The 19,990-nt window shown below is 36.0% G+C and carries 19 protein-coding genes and 1 pseudogene; 17 read left to right on the top strand and 3 right to left on the bottom strand.

Features of this window, described 5'->3' with window-relative positions; all coding sequences use genetic code 11:
* Nucleotides 1–5 precede the first annotated feature (5 nt).
* The 17 genes and pseudogenes from O7776_RS15800 (at nucleotide 6) to O7776_RS15720 (ending at nucleotide 17,041) form a co-directional block, all read left to right on the top strand.
* Entirely contained in the window at nucleotides 6–1,538 is a 1,533-nt protein-coding gene (locus O7776_RS15800) for an AbgT family transporter (protein WP_274307918.1), read from the top strand.
* A gap of 4 nt (nucleotides 1,539–1,542) precedes the next feature.
* On the top strand, nucleotides 1,543–2,847 hold the full coding sequence (locus O7776_RS15795) for an amidohydrolase (RefSeq protein WP_420802127.1): 1,305 nt from the start codon (nucleotides 1,543–1,545) through the stop codon (nucleotides 2,845–2,847).
* A 5-nt stretch (nucleotides 2,848–2,852) separates the two neighbouring features.
* Complete coding sequence (locus tag O7776_RS15790) at nucleotides 2,853–4,295, top strand: M20 family metallopeptidase (protein WP_274307916.1); 1,443 nt, start codon at nucleotides 2,853–2,855, stop codon at nucleotides 4,293–4,295.
* A 263-nt stretch (nucleotides 4,296–4,558) separates the two neighbouring features.
* Entirely contained in the window at nucleotides 4,559–4,861 is a 303-nt protein-coding gene (locus O7776_RS15785) for an excinuclease (protein ID WP_274307915.1), read from the top strand.
* A 240-nt stretch (nucleotides 4,862–5,101) separates the two neighbouring features.
* Nucleotides 5,102–5,449 carry a DMT family transporter gene (locus O7776_RS15780; RefSeq protein ID WP_274307914.1) on the top strand — a complete coding sequence of 116 codons (348 nt, stop codon included), beginning with the start codon at nucleotides 5,102–5,104 and terminating at the stop codon, nucleotides 5,447–5,449.
* On the top strand, nucleotides 5,450–5,764 hold the full coding sequence (locus tag O7776_RS15775; protein WP_241370108.1) for a DMT family transporter: 315 nt from the start codon (nucleotides 5,450–5,452) through the stop codon (nucleotides 5,762–5,764). It abuts the gene before it with no gap.
* A gap of 124 nt (nucleotides 5,765–5,888) precedes the next feature.
* The gene (locus O7776_RS15770) at nucleotides 5,889–6,458 is read left to right on the top strand and encodes a TetR/AcrR family transcriptional regulator (protein ID WP_241370109.1); all 570 of its coding nucleotides are present in this window, start codon (nucleotides 5,889–5,891) and stop codon (nucleotides 6,456–6,458) included.
* A 204-nt stretch (nucleotides 6,459–6,662) separates the two neighbouring features.
* Nucleotides 6,663–7,997: an APC family permease gene (locus O7776_RS15765; RefSeq protein WP_274307913.1), complete on the top strand. Its 1,335-nt coding sequence runs from the start codon at nucleotides 6,663–6,665 to the stop codon at nucleotides 7,995–7,997.
* Nucleotides 7,998–7,999: 2 nt separating this feature from the next.
* Nucleotides 8,000–9,607: an amidohydrolase gene (locus O7776_RS15760; RefSeq protein WP_274307912.1), complete on the top strand. Its 1,608-nt coding sequence runs from the start codon at nucleotides 8,000–8,002 to the stop codon at nucleotides 9,605–9,607.
* Nucleotides 9,608–9,885: 278 nt separating this feature from the next.
* Nucleotides 9,886–10,542 (top strand): transmembrane-type terpene cyclase, encoded by a 657-nt coding sequence (locus O7776_RS15755; protein ID WP_476661790.1) that lies wholly within the window; start codon nucleotides 9,886–9,888, stop codon nucleotides 10,540–10,542.
* A gap of 94 nt (nucleotides 10,543–10,636) precedes the next feature.
* Nucleotides 10,637–10,819: pseudogene (locus O7776_RS15750) on the top strand (hypothetical protein); the annotation flags it as partial.
* A 213-nt stretch (nucleotides 10,820–11,032) separates the two neighbouring features.
* A complete protein-coding gene (locus tag O7776_RS15745) occupies nucleotides 11,033–11,701 on the top strand; it encodes a response regulator transcription factor (RefSeq protein ID WP_241370111.1) in 669 nt (222 codons plus the stop codon).
* A complete protein-coding gene (locus tag O7776_RS15740; protein WP_274307910.1) occupies nucleotides 11,698–13,080 on the top strand; it encodes a HAMP domain-containing sensor histidine kinase in 1,383 nt (460 codons plus the stop codon). The genes O7776_RS15745 and O7776_RS15740 overlap by 4 nt, the downstream gene beginning before the upstream one ends.
* Before the next feature lie 138 nt (nucleotides 13,081–13,218).
* On the top strand, nucleotides 13,219–14,130 hold the full coding sequence (locus O7776_RS15735) for an ABC transporter ATP-binding protein (protein ID WP_274307909.1): 912 nt from the start codon (nucleotides 13,219–13,221) through the stop codon (nucleotides 14,128–14,130).
* The gene (locus O7776_RS15730) at nucleotides 14,127–14,837 is read left to right on the top strand and encodes an ABC transporter permease (RefSeq protein ID WP_274307908.1); all 711 of its coding nucleotides are present in this window, start codon (nucleotides 14,127–14,129) and stop codon (nucleotides 14,835–14,837) included. Before O7776_RS15735 ends, O7776_RS15730 begins: the two co-directional genes overlap by 4 nt.
* Nucleotides 14,837–15,565, top strand: a complete 729-nt coding sequence (locus O7776_RS15725) for an ABC transporter permease (RefSeq protein WP_241370115.1) — start codon at nucleotides 14,837–14,839, stop codon at nucleotides 15,563–15,565. Before O7776_RS15730 ends, O7776_RS15725 begins: the two co-directional genes overlap by 1 nt.
* A gap of 210 nt (nucleotides 15,566–15,775) precedes the next feature.
* Nucleotides 15,776–17,041, top strand: a complete 1,266-nt coding sequence (locus O7776_RS15720; protein WP_274307907.1) for an erythromycin esterase family protein — start codon at nucleotides 15,776–15,778, stop codon at nucleotides 17,039–17,041.
* Between the two features lie 421 nt (nucleotides 17,042–17,462).
* Here the strand turns inward: O7776_RS15720 and O7776_RS15715 are convergent, their stop codons facing one another.
* The 3 genes from O7776_RS15715 to O7776_RS15705 form a co-directional block, all read right to left on the bottom strand.
* Complete coding sequence (locus O7776_RS15715; RefSeq protein WP_241370117.1) at nucleotides 17,463–18,302, bottom strand: YitT family protein; 840 nt, start codon at nucleotides 18,300–18,302, stop codon at nucleotides 17,463–17,465.
* A 166-nt stretch (nucleotides 18,303–18,468) separates the two neighbouring features.
* A complete protein-coding gene (locus O7776_RS15710) occupies nucleotides 18,469–19,155 on the bottom strand; it encodes a Dph6-related ATP pyrophosphatase (protein ID WP_274307906.1) in 687 nt (228 codons plus the stop codon).
* A 163-nt stretch (nucleotides 19,156–19,318) separates the two neighbouring features.
* Nucleotides 19,319–19,747 carry a HEAT repeat domain-containing protein gene (locus tag O7776_RS15705; protein WP_274307905.1) on the bottom strand — a complete coding sequence of 143 codons (429 nt, stop codon included), beginning with the start codon at nucleotides 19,745–19,747 and terminating at the stop codon, nucleotides 19,319–19,321.
* Nucleotides 19,748–19,990 lie beyond the last annotated feature (243 nt).

Raw genomic sequence — 19,990 nt, 5'->3', positions numbered from 1 at the left:
TATTCATGAACACAAACGAAAATTTAGAAATAAAGAATGATGGTATGTTTAATAAATTCCTGAATGGAATTGAAAAGGTTGGGAATAAATTACCACATCCATTTATGTTGTTTTTCTACTTAACATGTATTTTAGTCGCAGTTTCAGCCATTTTAGGTACTTTGCAAGCAGCAGTCATTCATCCAAGTACGGGTGAAGAAGTTGTTGTCCAAAATTTATTGTCAAAAGATGGTATTAGATATATATTAGCAAATACCTTGACTAACTTCACAGGTTTTGCGCCGTTAGGGTTAGTATTAACGATGATGTTAGGTATTGGCTTAGCTGAACGAGTAGGATTGTTTTCTGCATTAATGACTAAGGCTATCACGAAAACACCAAAACGTATTGTAACATTTATGGTAGTTTTAATCGGTATATTAGGAAATGTTGCATCGGATGCTGCGTTTGTTGTTATTCCGCCGTTAGCAGCCCTAGTATTTTTATCATTAGGGCGTCACCCATTAGCAGGGTTGGCTGCAGGGCTAGCTGGAGCTGGAATCGGTTTTACTGCAAATGTTTTAATTGCAGGTACAGATGCGTTACTATCAGGTATTACAACTGAAATTGCAAAATCGATTATTCCAGATATGGTTGTTTCACCTTTAGATAACTGGTTTTTCATGAGTGCTTCTACATTTTTATTAGCATTTTTAGGTGCTTTTGTAACAGAAAAATTTGTTGAGCCGCGCTTAGGAAAGTATACGGGAGAGAAAGTAGCAGACTCCACAGCGTTAACAGCATTAGAAAACCGTGCATTACGCAATACAGGTATTGTTGCATTGCTCTATATTGGCGCAATTACAGTATCCATGTTTGTCCCGAATTCACCGTTATTAAATGATGATGGAACAATTTTACGTTCACCATTTTTATCGGGCATCATTCCAATTATCTTTATGTTCTTCTTACTTACAGGAATTACATACGGTATTTCGATTAAAATGATTAAAAAAGCAGCGGATGTACCAGAAATTATGGCATTAGCAATTAAAGATTTATCCGGCTATATTGTATTAATTTTTATGATTTCTCAATTCATCGGTTATTTCAACTGGACAAATATTGCAACTTGGATGGCCGTACATTTAGCAGAATTTTTAACGATGATTAATTTAACAAATGTCTTTGCGATCATTTTATTTGTATTGCTTGTAGCGATACTGAGCTTATTTATTATTAGTGGCTCGGCATTATGGTCATTAGTCGCACCGATTTTTGTACCGACATTTATGGTGCTTGGTTATCATCCAGCGTTTATTCAATTAGCATACCGTGTAGGTGAGTCTTCAACAAATATGGTAACACCGTTAAACACCTATTTCGCTATTATCCTAGGGTTTATGCAAGTATATAACAAACGTGCGGGTATCGGCACATTGATGTCATTAATGATTCCATATACAATAGTCTTTTTACTTGCATGGATAATTTTAATACTTGTATTTGTATTGTTTAATATTCCGATTGGCCCAGGCGTAGGTTACTTATTAAAATAAAGAGGTGTTTGACTTGAAATCTATTCAACTAGATAAAGATTATTTACAAACATTGAGTGCATGGCGTCGTGACTTCCACCAATATCCAGAGGTAGGTTGGTTGGAATTTCGTACATCATCAATTATTGCGAAATTTTTGCACGAGTGGGGATACGATGTAAAAGTTGGGAAAGAAGTCGCTGTAGGTGAGCGATTAGGCGTTCCGGAGCAAAAAATTTTAGATGAGTATTATGAACTGGCACAACAAAACGGTGCGCCACAGCAGTGGTTAGAGAAAATGGTAGGCGGTTATACAGGTGTGATTGCTACCCTTGATACGGGTAAAGAAGGGCCAACTATTGCGTTTCGCGTAGATATCGATGCATTGCCTATAACGGAGTCAGAAGATTCAGCACATAGCCCACAGCAGCTGGGCTTTCGTTCAAAAAACAATGGTTTTATGCATGCTTGTGGTCATGATAGCCACGCAACAATTGGCTTAGGTTTTGCCCAGCAACTGATGCAATACAAGGATCAATTAATAGGGAAAATAAAGATCATTTTCCAACCGGCAGAGGAAGGCGTGCGTGGTGCCAATGCCATTGTTGAATCACCTTTGTTAGATGATGTGCAGTACATACTTGCAATGCATATTGGTACTGGTATTCCGAAGGGCACTTTCGTTGCAGGGACAGATGGATTTTTAGCATCTACAAAATATAATGTAACATTTACCGGTTTAGCTTCCCATGCAGGGGCATATCCCGAGAGAGGAAAAAATGCACTTTTAGCGAGTGCACAGGCTACTCTTGCATTGCATAGTATGCCACCACATAGCGATGGTGTTTCAAGAGTGAATGTCGGTATACTCCGAGCAGGAGAAGGGCGCAATGTTATTCCTTCGATAGCAGAAATGCAGCTTGAAATACGTGGAGAAACAACTGAAGTTAATGCATTTTACGAAGAACAAGTCGAGCATATTATTCATGGTGCCGCAGCAATGTATAATATAGAAGCAACTATTGAGAAAGTAGGACACGCAATTAGCGTACCTTCAGATACAAAGTTAGCACATATTCTTGCTAAGGCTGCTCGTAAAACAACGATAGAAGAAGTCATTGAGTATCGAAACTTTAAAGCAGGCTCTGAAGATGCAACATTTTTAATGCAAAAAGTACAGCACAATGGTGGTCAGGCATGTTATTCGATTATTGGTACAAATTTAGCAGCGGGACATCATCATGAGCGCTTTGATATTGAAGAAGATGATATGTTATCAGCCATTGAAATTTGGTTAAATACCGTCTTTCAAATATATGAGGAGCTATAAAAGACATGAACATTACAATTGAAAATATAAATGAAGTACTTACCAATTACGAACAAGAAATTATTACGTTAGCGGATCAAATTTGGGAAATTGCTGAGACACGCTTTGAAGAGCACGAATCTGTGCAACTACTGACAAGCTACCTTGAAAAAATCGGATTTGAAGTGGAACTCGGAATAGGTGGACTCCCTACAGCTTTTGTAGCGAGCTACGGTACAAAAGGTCCAGTTATCGGTATTTTAGGGGAGTATGATGCATTACCAGGATTAAACCAAAAACCTGCAACACCACTTCGCGAAGCCATTGTGGAAGGTGCTAACGGGCACGGTTGCGGCCATAACTTATTAGGTACAGCGGGCATTGCTGCTGTTGCTGTGTTAAAGGGATTAATTGCTGCAGGAGAGATTGATGGGACAATCCGTTATTACGGGTGCCCAGCAGAAGAAGGCGGTTCGGGTAAAACGTTTATGGTTCGTGAAGGTGTGTTTAATGATGTAGATGTTGCCTTAACGTGGCATCCAAATTCTTTTACTGGCGTCTTTAGTTTTTCATCATTAGCAAATTATCAAGTCTATTTTGAATTTGAAGGGATTGCGGCCCATGCAGCAAATTCCCCGCATTTAGGGCGCAGTGCTCTCGATGCCGTGGAGTTAATGAACGTGGGTGTGAATTATTTACGTGAACATATTCCGACAACAGCAAGAGTTCATTATGCGGTAACGAATACAGGTGGCATGTCCCCGAATGTCGTACAATCACAAGCAGAAGTATTATATTTAATCCGTTCAAAAACAATCGCTGAAGTAGATGAAATTTATAAGCGAATTTTGAAAATTGCAGAGGGTGCTGCATTAATGACTGAAACAAAAGTTACGGTTAAATTTGATAAAGCCTGTTCCAACTATATTCCAAACGATACAATAAATAAAATTATTTTTGACAAGCTCCAAGATGTTGGTTTGCCTGAATATAGTGATGAAGAATACGCATATGCAAAGCAAATGGCTAGTACGATCACTCAACAAGAATTGATGAGTGCAAAAGAAGAAATGAAGCGATTAGCAGGTACGCAAGCTGACCAATTACAATTAGAACAGCTGGATTCGCCATTTTACGAGGAAGTACTACCTTACGAAAAGAGCCAAGAGGCAATGGCAGGTTCTACTGATGTGGCAGATGTTAGCTGGGTTGTACCAACTGCGCAATTTTTCACAACGTGTTTTGTGTTAGGCACGCCGCTTCATACATGGCAGCTTGTGTCACAAGGAAAAACAAGTTTAGGACATAAAGGTATGATTTATGCGGGCAAAGTGCTGGCAGCTACTGCAGTGGAGCTCTTTACTAATAAGGACTCTATTGCTCAAGCGAAACAAGAACTTGAGGCACAAACAAAAAATGCATATCACAACCCGATACCAAAAGATGTACAACCGAATATGTATGGGTGATTAGTGAAACAAATGCAAGCGGACGAGAATATCGTGTTGCTTGTGTTTTTTTCTTCTATTATATAGGTAAGCACATAATCAAATAGCGTATATAAACAGCATGGCACCTCCGACGTTATTATATGGAAGCTACGTACCCTTTTCATAATTAGTTGAACGGACCTAATCATTAGAGCCAAACAAAAATTTACCTCTTCTTTTGCCTAATCAAATCTAACCTATTATAATTAAGCGATAGTAAGGATTTAAAAGGAGCTTGTTTAATGAACACACGATATAAAATTACACGTCTTGATGAACAAGGAAATCCAACGTTAAGCTTAGAAGAATGCCAAAGCTTCTTCTCGACAAAATCAGATTTTGAGTACAATGATTCCTTTGGTGCTAGTCAAGACGGTGTACATATGAAGATTAAAGGTCACTTTTTTATGTGGCAATTAGAAAATGTGAAAATTCCTTTCCGTTTTTTTGAAGGTGAAATTTATGTGGCGGTTTCACATCCAGTCGTTTTAGAGAAAACGATGGAAATTGCACATTTACTTGAAGCAAATTATATTGAAGGCTAAGATGTGCGATGTGGTTATCTATAAAAAGGATGAAGGGCTCGAAAGCGATTTACTGAACGGGATTAATTAACAATCATAAACAAGCCGCGCAACGAATTAGGTTGCGCGGCTTGTTTGTTGTTACACCTGATGCGCGATGAAATGTAATTGATTTTCTTTTTATTGTATGTTAAATTATGAATGAACGTCATTCATTTATGTTGTAGTAAATAAACTCTCTTATTTATGAGGAGGAAAAAGATGAATAAATCATGGATATTTGTTATTTTGACAAGTTTGTGTGAGTTGTTATGGATTTTTGGTTTCAATGTAGCGAGTACATGGTGGCATTGGGCGATCATTATTCCAATTATAGTCGTTGATTTTTGGTTTTTAGCAAAGGCTTGTGAAGGGTTACCAACAGGAACGGTATATGCGGTTTTTGCTGCGGCGGGAACAGTGGGGACAGCGCTAATGGATGTCTATATATTCAACCATACATTTACGCCTATTAAAGTTGTGTTCATTTGTGTCATTGTAATTGGTGTGATGATGTTAAACATTGCAGATACTTTATCTGAGCAGAAACAACAAAAGGAGGCAGCTTAAATGGGATGGTTATTTGTAATTCTTGCAGCCATTTTAGAGACGATTGGCGTAATTGGACTGAAGAAATATAGTACAACAAAAAATTTAATGAATGCAATGATACTCGTCTCAGGGTTTGGCGGTGCCTTTTATTTTTTATATGCCTCATTTGACTATTTGCAGGTGAGTGTTGCTTATGCTGTATGGATCGGAATCGGAACAACCGCTGCCGTCATTATTAATATGATATTTTTCGGTGAATCTAAAAGTATCGGTCGATTTGTTGCCGTGTTAGTCATCGTAGTCGGTGTTTCTGGACTCAAATACGTTTCGTAATGAGTCATAGAAAATACATTTTTTTGCTTATTTATGGAATTACTCAATATTGTTCTTTTTGATAGAATTCGTTATGATAAAGTCTATAATGAATGAATTTCATTCAACAATTTGAGGTGATACAATGTTGGATAAAAAACAAAAAATAATTGAAGCCACAATTGAGCAATTTTCAATTAAAGGTGTGGAAAATACGAAAATATCGGATATTGTTCGAGCTGCCGGTATAGCACAAGGTACTTTTTATTTATATTTTCCATCGAAGTTTTCTGTCATGCCAGAAATTGCAAAATTTGCTGTTGAAGAGATTATGAAAGAAATCCATTCAAGTATCAATTTAGCAGATGATCTTGACAAGAAAATTGAAGATTTAGTAAGTGCCGTTTTTCGTATTACCGATAGCAAGAAGGAAATATTTGCAATGTTGTATGCTGGATTAGCACAAAGTGAGCATTTAAAGCAATGGGAATCTATTTATTCGCCATTTTATGATTGGATGTGTACGTTCTTACAACAATCGAGTGAAAAAGGAGAAATCCGAGAGAATATAAATTGCTCGCGTACATCACGAATTTTAATTGGCTTAATAGAATCCACTGCAGAACAATTATATTTATATGATTCACCCTCACAAGATGAAATTGAAGCCCAATATAAAGAATTAGTTGAATTTACGAAAAGTGCATTGAAATAAAATGCACTTTTTTCTATTTGTTTTTTGATTGGAAATACTTTTACAATATAATTTCTGTAGTATTAAAATATAAAAAATACGTTTTTTCGAGAAAAAAACAGTTGTAAACCAAATAATATATGTTAATATGAATGATAATCAGTCATTCATATTTTTTTATTTTGAAAATGAATGATAATCAGTCATATGGATTGGAGGGGTTTTATGTCAGAAGTAAATTTAGTTAGAAGATTAACAGGTAAAGAGCTTGTTGTTTTTGGTTTATCATTAATGGCTCCAATTACTATCTTCACGACATTTGGGATTGCATCAGAAGTGACAGATAGTAGAGTGCCACTTGCGTACATTTTTACTGCATTAGCTTTATCGTTAACTGGTTATTGTTATGCTCAAATGGTTAAAGCATTCCCTATTTCAGGTTCGGCTTACTCCTATGTACATCGCGCTGTCAATTCAAAAGTAGGTTTTCTAGTAGGGTGGGCACTCTTAACAAGTTATGCATTATTACCGATGGTAAACTATTTAGTTGCAGCGATATTTTTACATTCAATCTTGCCACAAATACCGTATGGATTTTGGATTATATTGTTAATTGTTTTAAATACAATTATTAATATTAAAGGTACAAAAATGGCTTCCTGGGTAAACACACTTCTCTTAATCTACTCGTTTTTAGTTGTTTTTATTTTTTCGTTCTTAAGTATTCGGTATGTATTAGCAAGTAATGAGGCTTCTACCTTATTTACATTATCACCAATGTTGGGATCTGGATTTGATATGTCTATGATTATGGCGGGTGCCTCTCTCCTATGTTTCTCTTACTTAGGATTTGATTCAATTACGACGTTAGCGGAAGAAGTCATTGAACCGAAAAAGACAATTCCAAGAGCAATCTATACAATCATTGCAATTGGAACATTTACTTTCGTAGTTGTTTCTTATTTAGGAACACTTGTCCAACCAAATTATCGAAATTTTGCAAATTTGGATTCGGCAGCTGTAGAGTTAGTAACGATGGTAGGCGGTAATTTATTTGTTTCATTCTTTTTAGCAGGTACATTAATCGGATGTTTTGCATCGGGTCTTGCATCACAAGCAAGTGCGTCGCGTGTCCTGTACGCTATGGGGCGGGATAACATGCTTCCAAAAGTATTTGCCTCTTTAAGTCCGAAATATAAAACACCCGTCTTTAATTTACTATTAATCGCTGCAATTTCTCTGTTATCGTTTTTTATGACACTAACATTAGCAACTTCATTTATTAATTTCGGCGCTTTAATAGCATTTTTATTTGTTAATGTATCGGTTGTATTTCATTACTATATCAAAAATAAAAATCGCTCATTTGGCGCAACGATTAAATATTTATTAATGCCGAGTCTTGGATCTTTGTTTATCATCTACCTATTATTTAAGTTAGACATTATATCAGTTGTATTTGGAATAACATGGGGTGCTATCGGTGTATGCTACTTAATTTATTTAGTGAAATTTAAAGGGATAAATAAAATTAATTTAGAATTTGCTGAGGAGGGCTAAACATGCAACAAGTTTTAATTAGTAATCAAGTATTTACAGGAACAACTGATAGACCAGTACCAGGGGCTATTTTAGTTGAAGGAAATAAAATTATTAAGATTGCACCATCTATTGAAGAATTAAAGCCGATTTTAAATGAAGATGTAACCGTATACAATTTTGATGACCAATTAGTAATGGCAGGATTTCATGACTTTCATCTGCATCTTTTTCCAGGCGCATTACAATTGCAAAGTATCGATTTGAGTGAAACTAAATCAGCTGAAGATGTCATTCAAGTTATTAAAAGAGACTGGGACCAACATCAACATAAAGAGTGGATTATTGGATTTGGTTGGGACAATGGCGGTTGGAATGATGCAGCATTACCAACGAAAGAATTATTAGATGTACATTTCCCAGACCATCCGATTATATTAAATCATTTAGAATGTCACTATTGTTGGGTTAACAGTAAAGCGCTGGAATTAGCGGAAATTACGAAGGACACGCCTAATCCTGAATTCGGTGAAATTATGAAAGATGCGAATGGAGAAATTACAGGGATTTTAATGGAAAAGGCGCAAAGTTTAGTACAAAAATTAGCTTACAATTTTAGTAAAGAAGATAAAATTGCAATGCTCAACAACTTTTTTGACTATACAGCACGCCACGGTATTACATCGTTAAATGATATGTATGCACCTTTTTCTGAATTTTTAGATGACTTTGATTTGCTCTATGAATTAGAGGAAAAGAAACAATTAAAAGCGAGAGTTCATTTACAACCTAAAATGGATGACTGTTTAGATCAAGCGAAAATATTTAAGGAAAAATATAATCATCCCAAAATTAAAATGAATGGCTTGAAGCAGTTTATTGACGGTGTTATAACGGGTCATACTGCATACATGTTAGAAGATTATGCAGATGTTGCCCATCGCGGTGATACGACGTATCCATTACAACAACTAGAAGAGTGGATTATAGAGGCAGATAAAGAAGGATTTAGCGTACGTTTACACGCAATCGGTGACGGAGCTGTAAAGTTTTCATTAGACGCGTTTGAAAAAGCGAGAAAGTTAAACGGAAGCCAAAACACGCGACATACAATCGAGCATATTGAATCGATTCGTGATGAAGATATATTACGTTTTAAAGAGCTAAATATTATTGCATCGATTCAACCATATCATTTAGCCGCTTTAGAGCAAAAAATTTATATAGAAAGACTCGGTGAGGAGCGTTTTAAAAATACGTATTTAAGTAAATCATTTTTAAACGCTGGAGCGATTGTAGCTTTAGGAAGCGACTTTCCTGTAGTCCATATTTCACCAATGAAAGAAATTTACCATGCTGTCACGAGAAAAGATAGTACGCTAGTGAATGATTGGAATACGAATGAAAAATTGTCGATGTCTGAAACATTAAAAGCATACACATATGAACCGGCTTATGGATGCTTCCGTGAAGAGAATTTAGGAACTTTAGAAGAAGGAAAACTAGCCGACATTATTGTAATGAATAAAAATTTATTTGAAATTCAGTCAAAAGATATTTTAGAAACAGAAGTAGTATTTACAATGTGTGATGGCGAAGTTGTTTACGAGTTAAAAAGTGCCATCGTTTAATTTAGTTATAAATCATATCCCCAATATGATATAACATAGATCTTCTCTATATGCGTTCTTAATACTTCTTGTATTAGGTGAAAAGAGAAGGCAAGATTACGGCTGAACTCATTGAATAAGAGTTTAGCCGTAATTTATTTCGATTTGATCATAGGTACAAGATCCATCCCATCCCTGAAGTACAGCCTCCCATGAAAGCAATTAACAAAAATTTGAATAGGGAATACCCACCTCTTCATATAGTGACAGAGACGAGCGCGGTTTTATTAATCAGAAGGATGGTGTATTTGGCGGACCAAATTAATTGGTTATTCGTGTTGCAATTGGGGATGGCGCTATTTTGGATTATGACGTACATACTCATAATAATGCAGGGATTTCGAGATAAGGCATATGGCATGCCAATGGTTGCAATTTGTGCAAATATTTCATGGGAATTCATTTTCGCATTCATTTACCCAATCAATGATATACAACAGAAAATTACGATGATTTGGTTTGCCTTGGATATTGTTATACTAATGCAATATTTAACTTATGGGCGAAAGGAATTTAAAAAATACCTTTCATGGAAGCTTTTTTATTCCTCTTTCTTTATAACACTAGGCATTAGTTTTTACATAATACTAATGATCACACATGAGATAAATGATTTTGAAGGGAAGTACGTTGCTTTTTCGCAAAACTTAATGATGTCGGGTCTGTTTATTTCTTTGCTATTATGGAGAGGGAGTTTGAAGGGGCAATCTTTAGCAATCGCTATTTTTAAAATGCTAGGTACCTTATGTATTTCTATTGCTTTCTATATGTATTTCAAAGCAAGCTTAATTACGATGATTTCTGTTGCCATACTTATATATGATTGGATTTATATAGGCTTAGTTTACAAGTTAACTAGGAAAAATTCTTCTCACATTAATTTAAAGACCAGCTAGAAGCACTAGTCGGTCTAAGTAATCTAAGCTCGTTAAACATAAATGGATTGCTTCATTTCGTGGTCTTGGAGGTTCGTAGTTAAAGGTGTTACTAGGTGTATCAGGTGGGGAGGAATCACTAAGCTCACTTCTATTTGCACTCGCGTTACTGCAAAACTTAGCCACTTCATCAGGCTATATTGTGCTCGATGAATTTGATAGCGTATTAGATGATGAGCGGAAAAATAAGGTATTTAATCTTTATGCTGAGGAGCTGAGCGAGACCAAAAAAGTATTGTTTGTGCACTAGCCAAAGTTATTTAACAAAATAGATAAGCTACGTTATAGCTCAAATTATCGGGCTTTGAACGTAGTTTTTTTGATTATTAAAAACATGCCTGCCTAAATAAATATTAAATAAAGTATTATAGATTGAGTGCTTTTTTACTTAAATGTATAATAATTCAAAATGGATATTTCCAAATGAATTGAATATAGGAGATGGTAGCAGTTGTTTCGTATTTTATACATAGAGGATGAAAAAGAAATCGGGCAATGGGTGACGAAGGAGTTAACGGAAAGAGGATTTGAGGTGCGATGGCTAGAGTCTGGTGAGGGTATTGAGCATTACATAGGTTCTGCCGATGTTGTCATTTTGGATGTTATGCTACCTGGCTTAGATGGCTTTTCGATCGGGAAAAGAATCAAGAGGGAAAATAATGAATTACCTATTATAATGCTTTCCGCACGCACAGCAGTGGAGGACAAAATTGAGGGGCTAAACTTTGCGGATGATTATTTAACAAAGCCTTTCCATCCGGATGAACTAGTAGCGCGTGTAGAAGTATTACTAAGGAGATATCAAAAGAATGACGATATAATAGACCTTCAGCACTTAAAAATACATACAAAAGAGATGCGAATAATGGACAGTATTGCTAATGAAGAAATTCAATTAACAAGCAAGCAGTTTTATTTATTTCAATATTTTATTCGTCATTTAAATCAAATACTAACAAAGGAACAGCTATATGAAGGGGTTTGGGAAGAGGCTTACATAGAAGGTGATAAAACATTAATGGTCCATATAAGATATTTAAGAGAAAAAATAGAATTAAATCCAGCTAAGCCACTGATTATTGAAACAATTCGCGGCATTGGCTATAGGGTAAAACTATGAGAATTTTCCGATCATTATTAGCGAAGTATATGCTTATTATTTTACTGGCAATGTCTATTGTTCAAATAGCGTACTTTATTCCTGCTTTATTTGTAATGGGGATTGCTCAAAAAGAGGAAAGTAATAATAATATTCAATATGGCGAAGACTACAATGAAAATGTGATTGAGGAACAATGGCATGCTGAAGCAAATAAAATAAAAGCTATTAAAATAGAAGTAATCGAACAATTATTTGAAGACTGGCAGCAAAAATACCCCGAAGCCGCCATGTTTTGGGTAAGTGAGAAGGGGACATTACTAACAGAAGTCAATGTGAAAGAGCAGCTTCCAGCACAATGGACACCTGCATTTACGACTAAGTTTATAAAAGAGCGATATGACGGGGATCCTTTTACCGTTATTGCATATCTAGGAGATGATGAAACGAATGGTTTTATTGTTTTTGAAATTCCTAGATCGGTATTGAATCCACCGATTAGAAATGTTTATCAGCAATATGGGACCATTGTATTTTTAGGTGTTATTTGTATCATTATATTTTTTATCAGTGTATCCTTTTTATTTTTTAGAGGAATTCGTAAACGTTTATTAAAGCTTCAGGAAGCGATGGAAATTCGTGATGTAGACGGGTTACCTATTGGGATGGATGTGAAAAAGAAGGATGAGATTGGGCAACTTGAACAAAGCTTTAATCGCATGGTGTGTGAGCTTAGGGAAAGTAAAAACCGTGAGCAAAAGGAAGAACAATTACGGAGGGAATTAATTGCTAATCTTTCTCATGATTTACGTACGCCTTTGACGAAAGTACGGGCACAAACTTATTCCATTAGTAAAGAGAAATTATCAGATGAAGGCAAATATGCTGTGAAAGCTTTGGAAACGTCGATTGTTAATATTGACGGATTAATGGAAAATTTAATGTCGTATACGTTACTCATGGCTAGTAAATATAAATTTGAACCAAAGGAAACTAATGTTATTCGATTTGCACGAGAGCACATGACTACGTGGTATCCTGTTTTTGAAAAAGAAGGTTTTGAAATAGACGTAGAGTTACATTCATTCGAGGATAATAACTGGCTAGTTGATTCGCTTTGGTTAGGTCGTATATTTGATAATTTCTTTCAAAATGTATTACGTCATGCAAGTAGTGGGCGATATATTGGTGTTAAAACAGAATCAACGAAGTACTATGATGCATTCGTCATTTCGGATTGCGGAAAAGGAATGAACAATGAATCCAATGCAAAAGGCGCAGGGATTGGTTTATCTATAGTGGATATTATGGTGAAGGGTATGGAGCTAGATTGGGATATCACATCAAGTGAGTCCGGCACAATGATTAAAATTATACGACGTAAGAAGCTGTCCGAATGATTTTTCGGACGGCTTCTTTTTATTAATTACGCTGGGGGCTTTTAATTGATACTGCTGAAGCAATTTAAACAAAATTTAAACTTCGTACATACCTACTTTTAAACTTAGTACTTTATGCTAAATAAAGAGGTGAGGGAAATGGAATATATCGTACAAACAGAAAATTTATCAAAACAGTTTGGTAAAGAGCGGGCTGTATCAGGGTTAGATTTAAAAATTCGTAAAGGGGAAATTTACGGATTTTTAGGCCCAAATGGTGCAGGGAAAACAACGACAATTCGTATGCTTTTAGGATTAATGAAACCAACATCTGGAAAAATTAAAATTTTCCAAAAGGATGTAACGAAGGATCGAATCAAAATATTATCGAAAATTGGTTCGTTGGTTGAAAACCCATCCTATTACCCACATTTAACAGCTTACGAAAATTTAGAAGCTCTACGAAAAATATTAGGTGTGCCAAAATCGCGCATCGATGAAGTGTTAGAAATTGTTCGTTTAACAGAGGCAGCCAATAAAAAAGTTAAAGGATTCTCGCTTGGTATGAAGCAGCGTCTAGGCATTGCCGCTTCTCTTTTACACAATCCAGAATTATTAATATTAGATGAACCAACAAATGGACTTGATCCATCTGGGATTATTGAAATTCGAAATTTAATAAAACGCCTTCCTTCTGAATATGGGATGACGGTTGTTATTTCGAGTCATTTGTTGTCTGAAATTGATCAAATGGCGACAACAGTTGGCATTGTTTCGAAAGGGAAAATGATTTTTCAAGATTCAATTGAAGCAATGCGTATGCATGCACAGCCAAAAGTTATATTCAAGGTGAATAATAGTGAGCAAGCGTGGCGTTCGTTAGTGGCGAATGGCATTAAAGCAGAATGCAAAGAAGGGCAAATTGTATTAGATGAATGCTCCGATGAAAAAGTAGCGCAAATCGTTCAAATTCTTGTGCAGGACGGCTTTTCTGTTTATCGCGTAGAAGAAGAAAAACAATCATTGGAAGATATATTCCTTCAAATGACGGCGGGAGTGCAAGCGATATGATAGGCAATCTATTGTCATCTGACTTCTTAAAAATTAAACGAAAGGGATTATGGTTATTAACAGCTTTAGGACCTTTTGGTGTAGTGGCGCTACAAACGGTCAATTACGGATTAAGAAAAGACTATTTGTTACAACAAAGTGAAGATGATTGGGGCTATTATTTAGGGAATGTACATTCTTTTACCCCACTTGCGCTTATTTTAGGGATTGCCATATTAACATCTTTCATGGCGAGTATTGAAAATGAAACAAATGCATGGAAGCAATTAATTGCTTTGCCTGTATCAAAAATGACAGTGTATTTATCAAAATTTACAGTGCTAACCATATTATTGTTTGTTTCTTCTTCGCTACTGTTATTTTTAACATTTGCTTACGGATTGTTTTTAGATTTGGGAGCGAATATTCCTTATATGGAGCTAGTCCAGTCTAGTTATTATCCATTTTTAGCGTCATTACCAGTATTAGCATTGCAGCTTTGGATTGCGACTGTTAGTCAAAATCAAGCCATACCTATTACTACCGGGGTCTTTGGTGTGATATTTGCATTTTCAGCATATAAATTGCCAGATTGGATGATTTGGAAGTGGCCAACATTAATGAATGAATGGAATGAACCAATTATCAATGTTGCACTAGGTATAGGTGTAGGTATTCTATTATATATCGTTGGAATGATCGATTTCACGAGAAGGGATGTGAAATAATGCGAGCTATACTACATTCTGAATGGTACAAATTAAGGAAGTCTAAAATGATACCGCTTATTCTAACGGGTCCGATGATCGGTCTAATTATAGGATTATCGGTCGGTTTCGAGGATGATTTCGATGTGAATAAATGGTATATTGCATTACTTTCAATGAATTTAACATATTCATTATTGTTTCTACCACTTATTTCAGGGATCTTTGCAAGCCTCATTTGTAGATATGAGCACCAAGCTGGTGGTTGGAAACAACTTTTAGCATTGCCTGTTACAAGGGGAAGAGTATTTGTCGCGAAGTATGTATTAATCATGCTGCTAATCTTGGCGATGCAATTATTATATTTAATTTCTATATATGCAGTAGGTATGATAAAAGGTTATACAGATCCTTTCCCAATGGAAATCGTTTGGAAAAGCATTTTTGGAGGATGGGTAGCGACATTTCCATTAGTTGCATTGCAATTGTGGATGTCAGTGATGTTTAAAAGCTTTGCTGCTCCGTTTGCAGTAAATGTAATTTTTACCTTGCCAGCTATAATAGTTGCGAATTCTGAACAATTTGGCCCTTACTATCCGTGGGTGCAACCTTTTTTTATGATGAATATAGGTGGAAGCACAGGGGAAGTATTTTTTGTACCATGGGATCAATTAGTTACGGTTGTAGGTGGTAGTTTTATGTTGTTTTTCATTGGAGGCTATTTGTACTTCCAGCGAAAAGCTGTTTAACTTGTTTCAGCAGAAGTCCCTATTTGTATAAATGGGAGATGAATGCCAGATATGCAATTTTTATTTAGTTGGGGGTTAAACCCAGGCTGAATCAAGTTAAAGCCCCGGCGGATGTCACAGATTTTTAAGGGGAGCTTTTCGAGCAGGCTCGAAAAAAATCTGAACGCAATTACGCCGAGGCGTAATTGATTTTTGTGAGGAGGATGTTATATGAATTTATTGAAAAAAACTTGGTTTGTAACGACATCGATTGCCCTTTCTGTTTTCCTAGCAGGGTGTGGAAGTGGGGAAGCGGTAGAAGATGTAGCTCAATATACATCGGAAATAGAAAATATTGATATTCCAAATGACGTTAAAGTCATTGGCTTTGGAGAAGCAACACACGGTAATATTGAATTTCAAGAATTGAAAAAGGATCTATTTCAAGCATTAGTTGTGAATGAGAATGTTCATGTCTTTGTATTAGAGGGTGACTTTGGTGGTGCTCAGCAAATTAATCAGTTTATATTAACGGGTAACGGTACAGCAGAAGAGGCTGTAAATACCCTTGATTATCAAATTTACCGAACAGAGCAGATGATAGAGCTGGTGCAATGGATGCATGATTATAATAGGACGGTAGATGAGAATGAGAAGGTTTATTTTTACGGCAACGATATGCAACGCTATGACTACAGTAAAAAAGGGTTGCTAGATTATTATAAAGAAGTAAACAGCGATGTGGTAAAAGAATATACAACGCAGCTGGAGCATGTTTCCAATGAGACAATGCGTGAATTAACAAACAGCCAACTGAAAGAGTTGGATGCAACAATGGATTCAATTATTTTAGATTTGCAATCAAATAGCACAGCATATATTACACGCTCATCGGAAGAAACATTTGCTATTGCTTCACAATATGCACAAATCATGAAGCAACGTACTCAGCTGTTTTTAAATGATAGCGAGTATGCCACTTTACGAGATCAATATTTGGCAGAAAACCTGCAATGGATTGTTGAATTTGAAGCGGGGCGCGGGCACGATAAAGTGCTGATTTCTGCACATAATGGGCATATTGAAAAAACTTCCGCATCATTAGCAGGCTACAAAGCAATGGGAGATTATTTAGATGAAATTTACGGAGATGCATATTTTGCGATTGGAACGGATTTTATCGATAATACATTCCAGGCGTTAAACGGTAGTTCAGGTGAACGTGAAAACTATACACTGGAGCATCATGATGATTTAGTAGATGCCTTTAGTGATGTAGAGGAAAATGTATTTTACGTAGATTTTAAAAAAGCTAGTGCATCAAAAGAGTTAGCAACTATTCTCTCGACTGAACAGAAGATGGCGAATATAGGCGATGATTTCCGTTCGTGGTATAAGTTCACGAAGATGTTTTATACGATTAAAATGATACCAAATGAATCTTATGATAGCTTAATAATTGTGAAAGAGGCGACACCAACGACGGTTATTGATTAAATCTTGTGTATCCGGTGCAGGAATCTTAGAACGATAATGAAGTATAGGTAAACCAAAGTACTTGCATGATATAGCATACGTATAAGTCCTAGATTGCTGTAATGAAGGAGGCTATTAATATGAATGGTCAATCATTCTAAGCGTTGAATATGATGAGCAATTTTTAAAGGATTTTACTTTTTAATATAATAATCCACTGTTAACCAATAATTATTTTGATATTTCCTTAAACGTTCTTCTAAATCGCCAATAAAATTCTTGGCAACACCCTTGTAAATGTTTCTCAAGTGAGCGTTTTTCCTTCTTAGTAAGTATTAAATATCGGGGAAGTAGTTCAGAGGAAATAACATCAACACCGTTCAGACTTTATGAACGGTGTTATGTGTATTTGACCGCTTACAATTGTTAAAGCCTGTTCTTATTAAGACTTTGATAGCTCGATAAAGCCTTTTCCAAATACATCTCGTACATCATGGATTGTAATAAAGGCATCCTTATCTACCGCTTTTACAATATTTTTTAGCTTAATGACTTCTTGTCTGCTAATAACGATATATAAAATTTCCTTTTGTTCCTTCGTATAATAGCCGTGCCCAGATAGGACAGTTACTCCACGATTCATTTTAAAGCTTACTTGATCCGCGATGGCATTCGGATTTTTTGAAATGATTGTCACCGCTTTTTGAGGATTTACCCCTTCAATCACGAATTCCATAACCTTTGTTCCAATGTAAAGCATCATAATCGTAAGCATGAGTGCTTCTGCGCCGATAATGAAATAAGATGAAAAGGCAACGATTAGATCGAAAAAAAGTAGCGCGTAGCTAATATTCCAGCCAAGGAATTTATTCGCTATTCTCGCTAAAATGGTCGTGCCAGCAGTTGTACCACCGACGCGGATTATTAATCCAATCCCAACACCAACAAAAACCCCACCAAAAATAGCATTAATCATAATTTCATCTGATTGAATTGACCAAGATTCTGTTAAATGTAAGAAAATTGAATTGAAGGTTACTGCGATAATTGTATAAATTGTAGTTTGCCTATTGAGGAATCGATAGCCCATAATTAATAGGGCGGCATTGATTACAAAGCTGACAAGACCAGGAGACCATCCCATTACATAATAAAGAATAATCGTTACACCTGTTACGCCGCCTTCACCTAAATCGTGTGGAATAACGAATAAGTTGATAGCAAGTGCAAAGAGGAATGCCCCAATCATTATAATAAGAATATCAATTGTAAATTTTTTCATTTTTCACTCCACCGTTTGTAACTAAATTTTTGCCATAGTCGAAATTGTTTCAATGGTGAACCATTTTATCGTGTTGCTATGGAATTGGATAACGCTAAAATTTTTTTATTCAATTAATGTGCCCGCAATTTTATAGCTTGCAAAGAGCTATTACTCAATCAAATGTTCAAATTAATATGAGCGGTAAAAACGCATAGTTGTCTTCCCGAATAATTTTGCACGGTTGAAAAGTAATGGGCTGTCTAAAAATGGGCCCATCAATTACGGTTGTATGAAACTCGCCACCTTCACCACAAGGATCTATGCCTCGAGATTTTAGCTCCTGCACATACTCATGTGTTAATACTTTCCCTAAATCATCTTCTCGCATACCTAATGTTAGGTTAACAGTAGTCACGATCGTTTTAAAACCTAAATTAATGAAGCGTTCAACAACTTCTGAATGGTCAGCTTGCCATAATGGCATTCCGAGTTTTAAGTTTGCGATGTTTGCGACTTTTTCATGCCAGCAGCCGTGCTCAGGCATATCAAGATCGCCTGTAACAAGTGCATCTGCTCCTAAATTCTTCATTTTATTGAGCATCTCAATAAACGTCGCTTCGTAGTTTGCCCAGCTTGCTGCTGCAAAATGAATAGGCAAGTCAATAGACTCGGCTTGTGCTTTTATAAAGTCTACGGTCATACCATGTGAGCGAGAGCGTGTCCCATCTTCCTCAAGTACAATAATTAAACCTACTGCTTGCCCGGTTTTCATGGCCTCGTATAAAGCGAGTGTACTATCTTTACCACCGCTAAAGGAGGCAACAAACTTTTGACCATCAGCACCAGTTTTCCAATCTTTTAATTTTCCCATCCTATGTATCTCCTTTAAAATAGCGAATGAACAAAAGAACCTCTTCTATATGAATGAAGCATGCAAAAATGAATCCTAGTGTGTTACCTAGTGCATCGCAGAAAAACCACCCTCCCCAATTATCGGAGAGAATGGTTATCCATAAAAATTATGAAAAGAATAATTACAGCTTAGCCCAACGTTCCTCTAGCCAAGTCATAAATTGCTCACCTTTGTCGCCTTCATATGCATCAAATACATCTAAGCGCATACGTTTTAGTTTCTCAGCAAAATCTGCAATCGTATGATCTTTTGGTAAGCTTTTTTTCACACGTAGGAAAATTTTATCTGTCCCTTTAATAATATCAAAACGTGCAGGTTTAGGTTTTTCCACGTTTTCACCAAACGATACAAGAGCATTGTAAGCTGCTGTTTGCACCGTGTAAACCGTATCATTTTTCATTCGGTTATTTAATAAATCGATCACTTTTTCATGTCGATAAGCTGATAATGTTTCAACCGCGGCTAAACGCTCGCGCCAGCTAGATGTATAATTGGCTTGCTTCTTTAATGCTTCGTATTGTTCAGGTAATTCTTTTTCAAACGTTTTCAAGTAATAGCACCTCTTCTTTTGACTAGAGGAAAAATGGAATTCTTCTTCTGATTTTTCATTATACGTTGTCTTGACGGAAAAAGCGATGTATTTGGGTGCTGGGCGTCATTACTTGGTGGAAATAATTGTCCGCTATGATCTAAATGGAGTTTTTCAAAGGTTATACTTTACTATCGGAAAATATTTGATATCCTTGTTTTTTGCGATGCGGTTTTGCAATGCTTTGTTCGTATAATAAAAAAA

The sequence above is a fragment of the Solibacillus daqui genome (genome assembly GCF_028747805.1).
Lineage (GTDB): Bacteria > Bacillota > Bacilli > Bacillales_A > Planococcaceae > Solibacillus > Solibacillus daqui.
The sequence above is the reverse complement of the archived record's forward strand: the minus strand, read 5'-3'. Positions and strand labels throughout refer to the sequence as shown.

Bases quoted from the DNA above. Each gene is read 5' to 3' on its own strand.
- O7776_RS15800 (WP_274307918.1), top strand. From the start codon at position 6: ATGAACACAAACGAAAATTTAGAAATAAAGAATGATGGTATGTTTAAT.
- O7776_RS15790 (WP_274307916.1), top strand. From the start codon at position 2,853: ATGAACATTACAATTGAAAATATAAATGAAGTACTTACCAATTACGAA.
- O7776_RS15785 (WP_274307915.1), top strand. From the start codon at position 4,559: ATGAACACACGATATAAAATTACACGTCTTGATGAACAAGGAAATCCA.
- O7776_RS15780 (WP_274307914.1), top strand. From the start codon at position 5,102: ATGAATAAATCATGGATATTTGTTATTTTGACAAGTTTGTGTGAGTTG.
- O7776_RS15775 (WP_241370108.1), top strand. From the start codon at position 5,450: ATGGGATGGTTATTTGTAATTCTTGCAGCCATTTTAGAGACGATTGGC.
- O7776_RS15770 (WP_241370109.1), top strand. From the start codon at position 5,889: ATGTTGGATAAAAAACAAAAAATAATTGAAGCCACAATTGAGCAATTT.
- O7776_RS15765 (WP_274307913.1), top strand. From the start codon at position 6,663: ATGTCAGAAGTAAATTTAGTTAGAAGATTAACAGGTAAAGAGCTTGTT.
- O7776_RS15760 (WP_274307912.1), top strand. From the start codon at position 8,000: ATGCAACAAGTTTTAATTAGTAATCAAGTATTTACAGGAACAACTGAT.
- O7776_RS15755 (WP_476661790.1), top strand. From the start codon at position 9,886: ATGGTGTATTTGGCGGACCAAATTAATTGGTTATTCGTGTTGCAATTG.
- O7776_RS15740 (WP_274307910.1), top strand. From the start codon at position 11,698: ATGAGAATTTTCCGATCATTATTAGCGAAGTATATGCTTATTATTTTA.
- O7776_RS15735 (WP_274307909.1), top strand. From the start codon at position 13,219: ATGGAATATATCGTACAAACAGAAAATTTATCAAAACAGTTTGGTAAA.
- O7776_RS15730 (WP_274307908.1), top strand. From the start codon at position 14,127: ATGATAGGCAATCTATTGTCATCTGACTTCTTAAAAATTAAACGAAAG.
- O7776_RS15725 (WP_241370115.1), top strand. From the start codon at position 14,837: ATGCGAGCTATACTACATTCTGAATGGTACAAATTAAGGAAGTCTAAA.
- O7776_RS15720 (WP_274307907.1), top strand. From the start codon at position 15,776: ATGAATTTATTGAAAAAAACTTGGTTTGTAACGACATCGATTGCCCTT.
- O7776_RS15715 (WP_241370117.1), bottom strand. From the start codon at position 18,302: ATGAAAAAATTTACAATTGATATTCTTATTATAATGATTGGGGCATTC.
- O7776_RS15710 (WP_274307906.1), bottom strand. From the start codon at position 19,155: ATGGGAAAATTAAAAGATTGGAAAACTGGTGCTGATGGTCAAAAGTTT.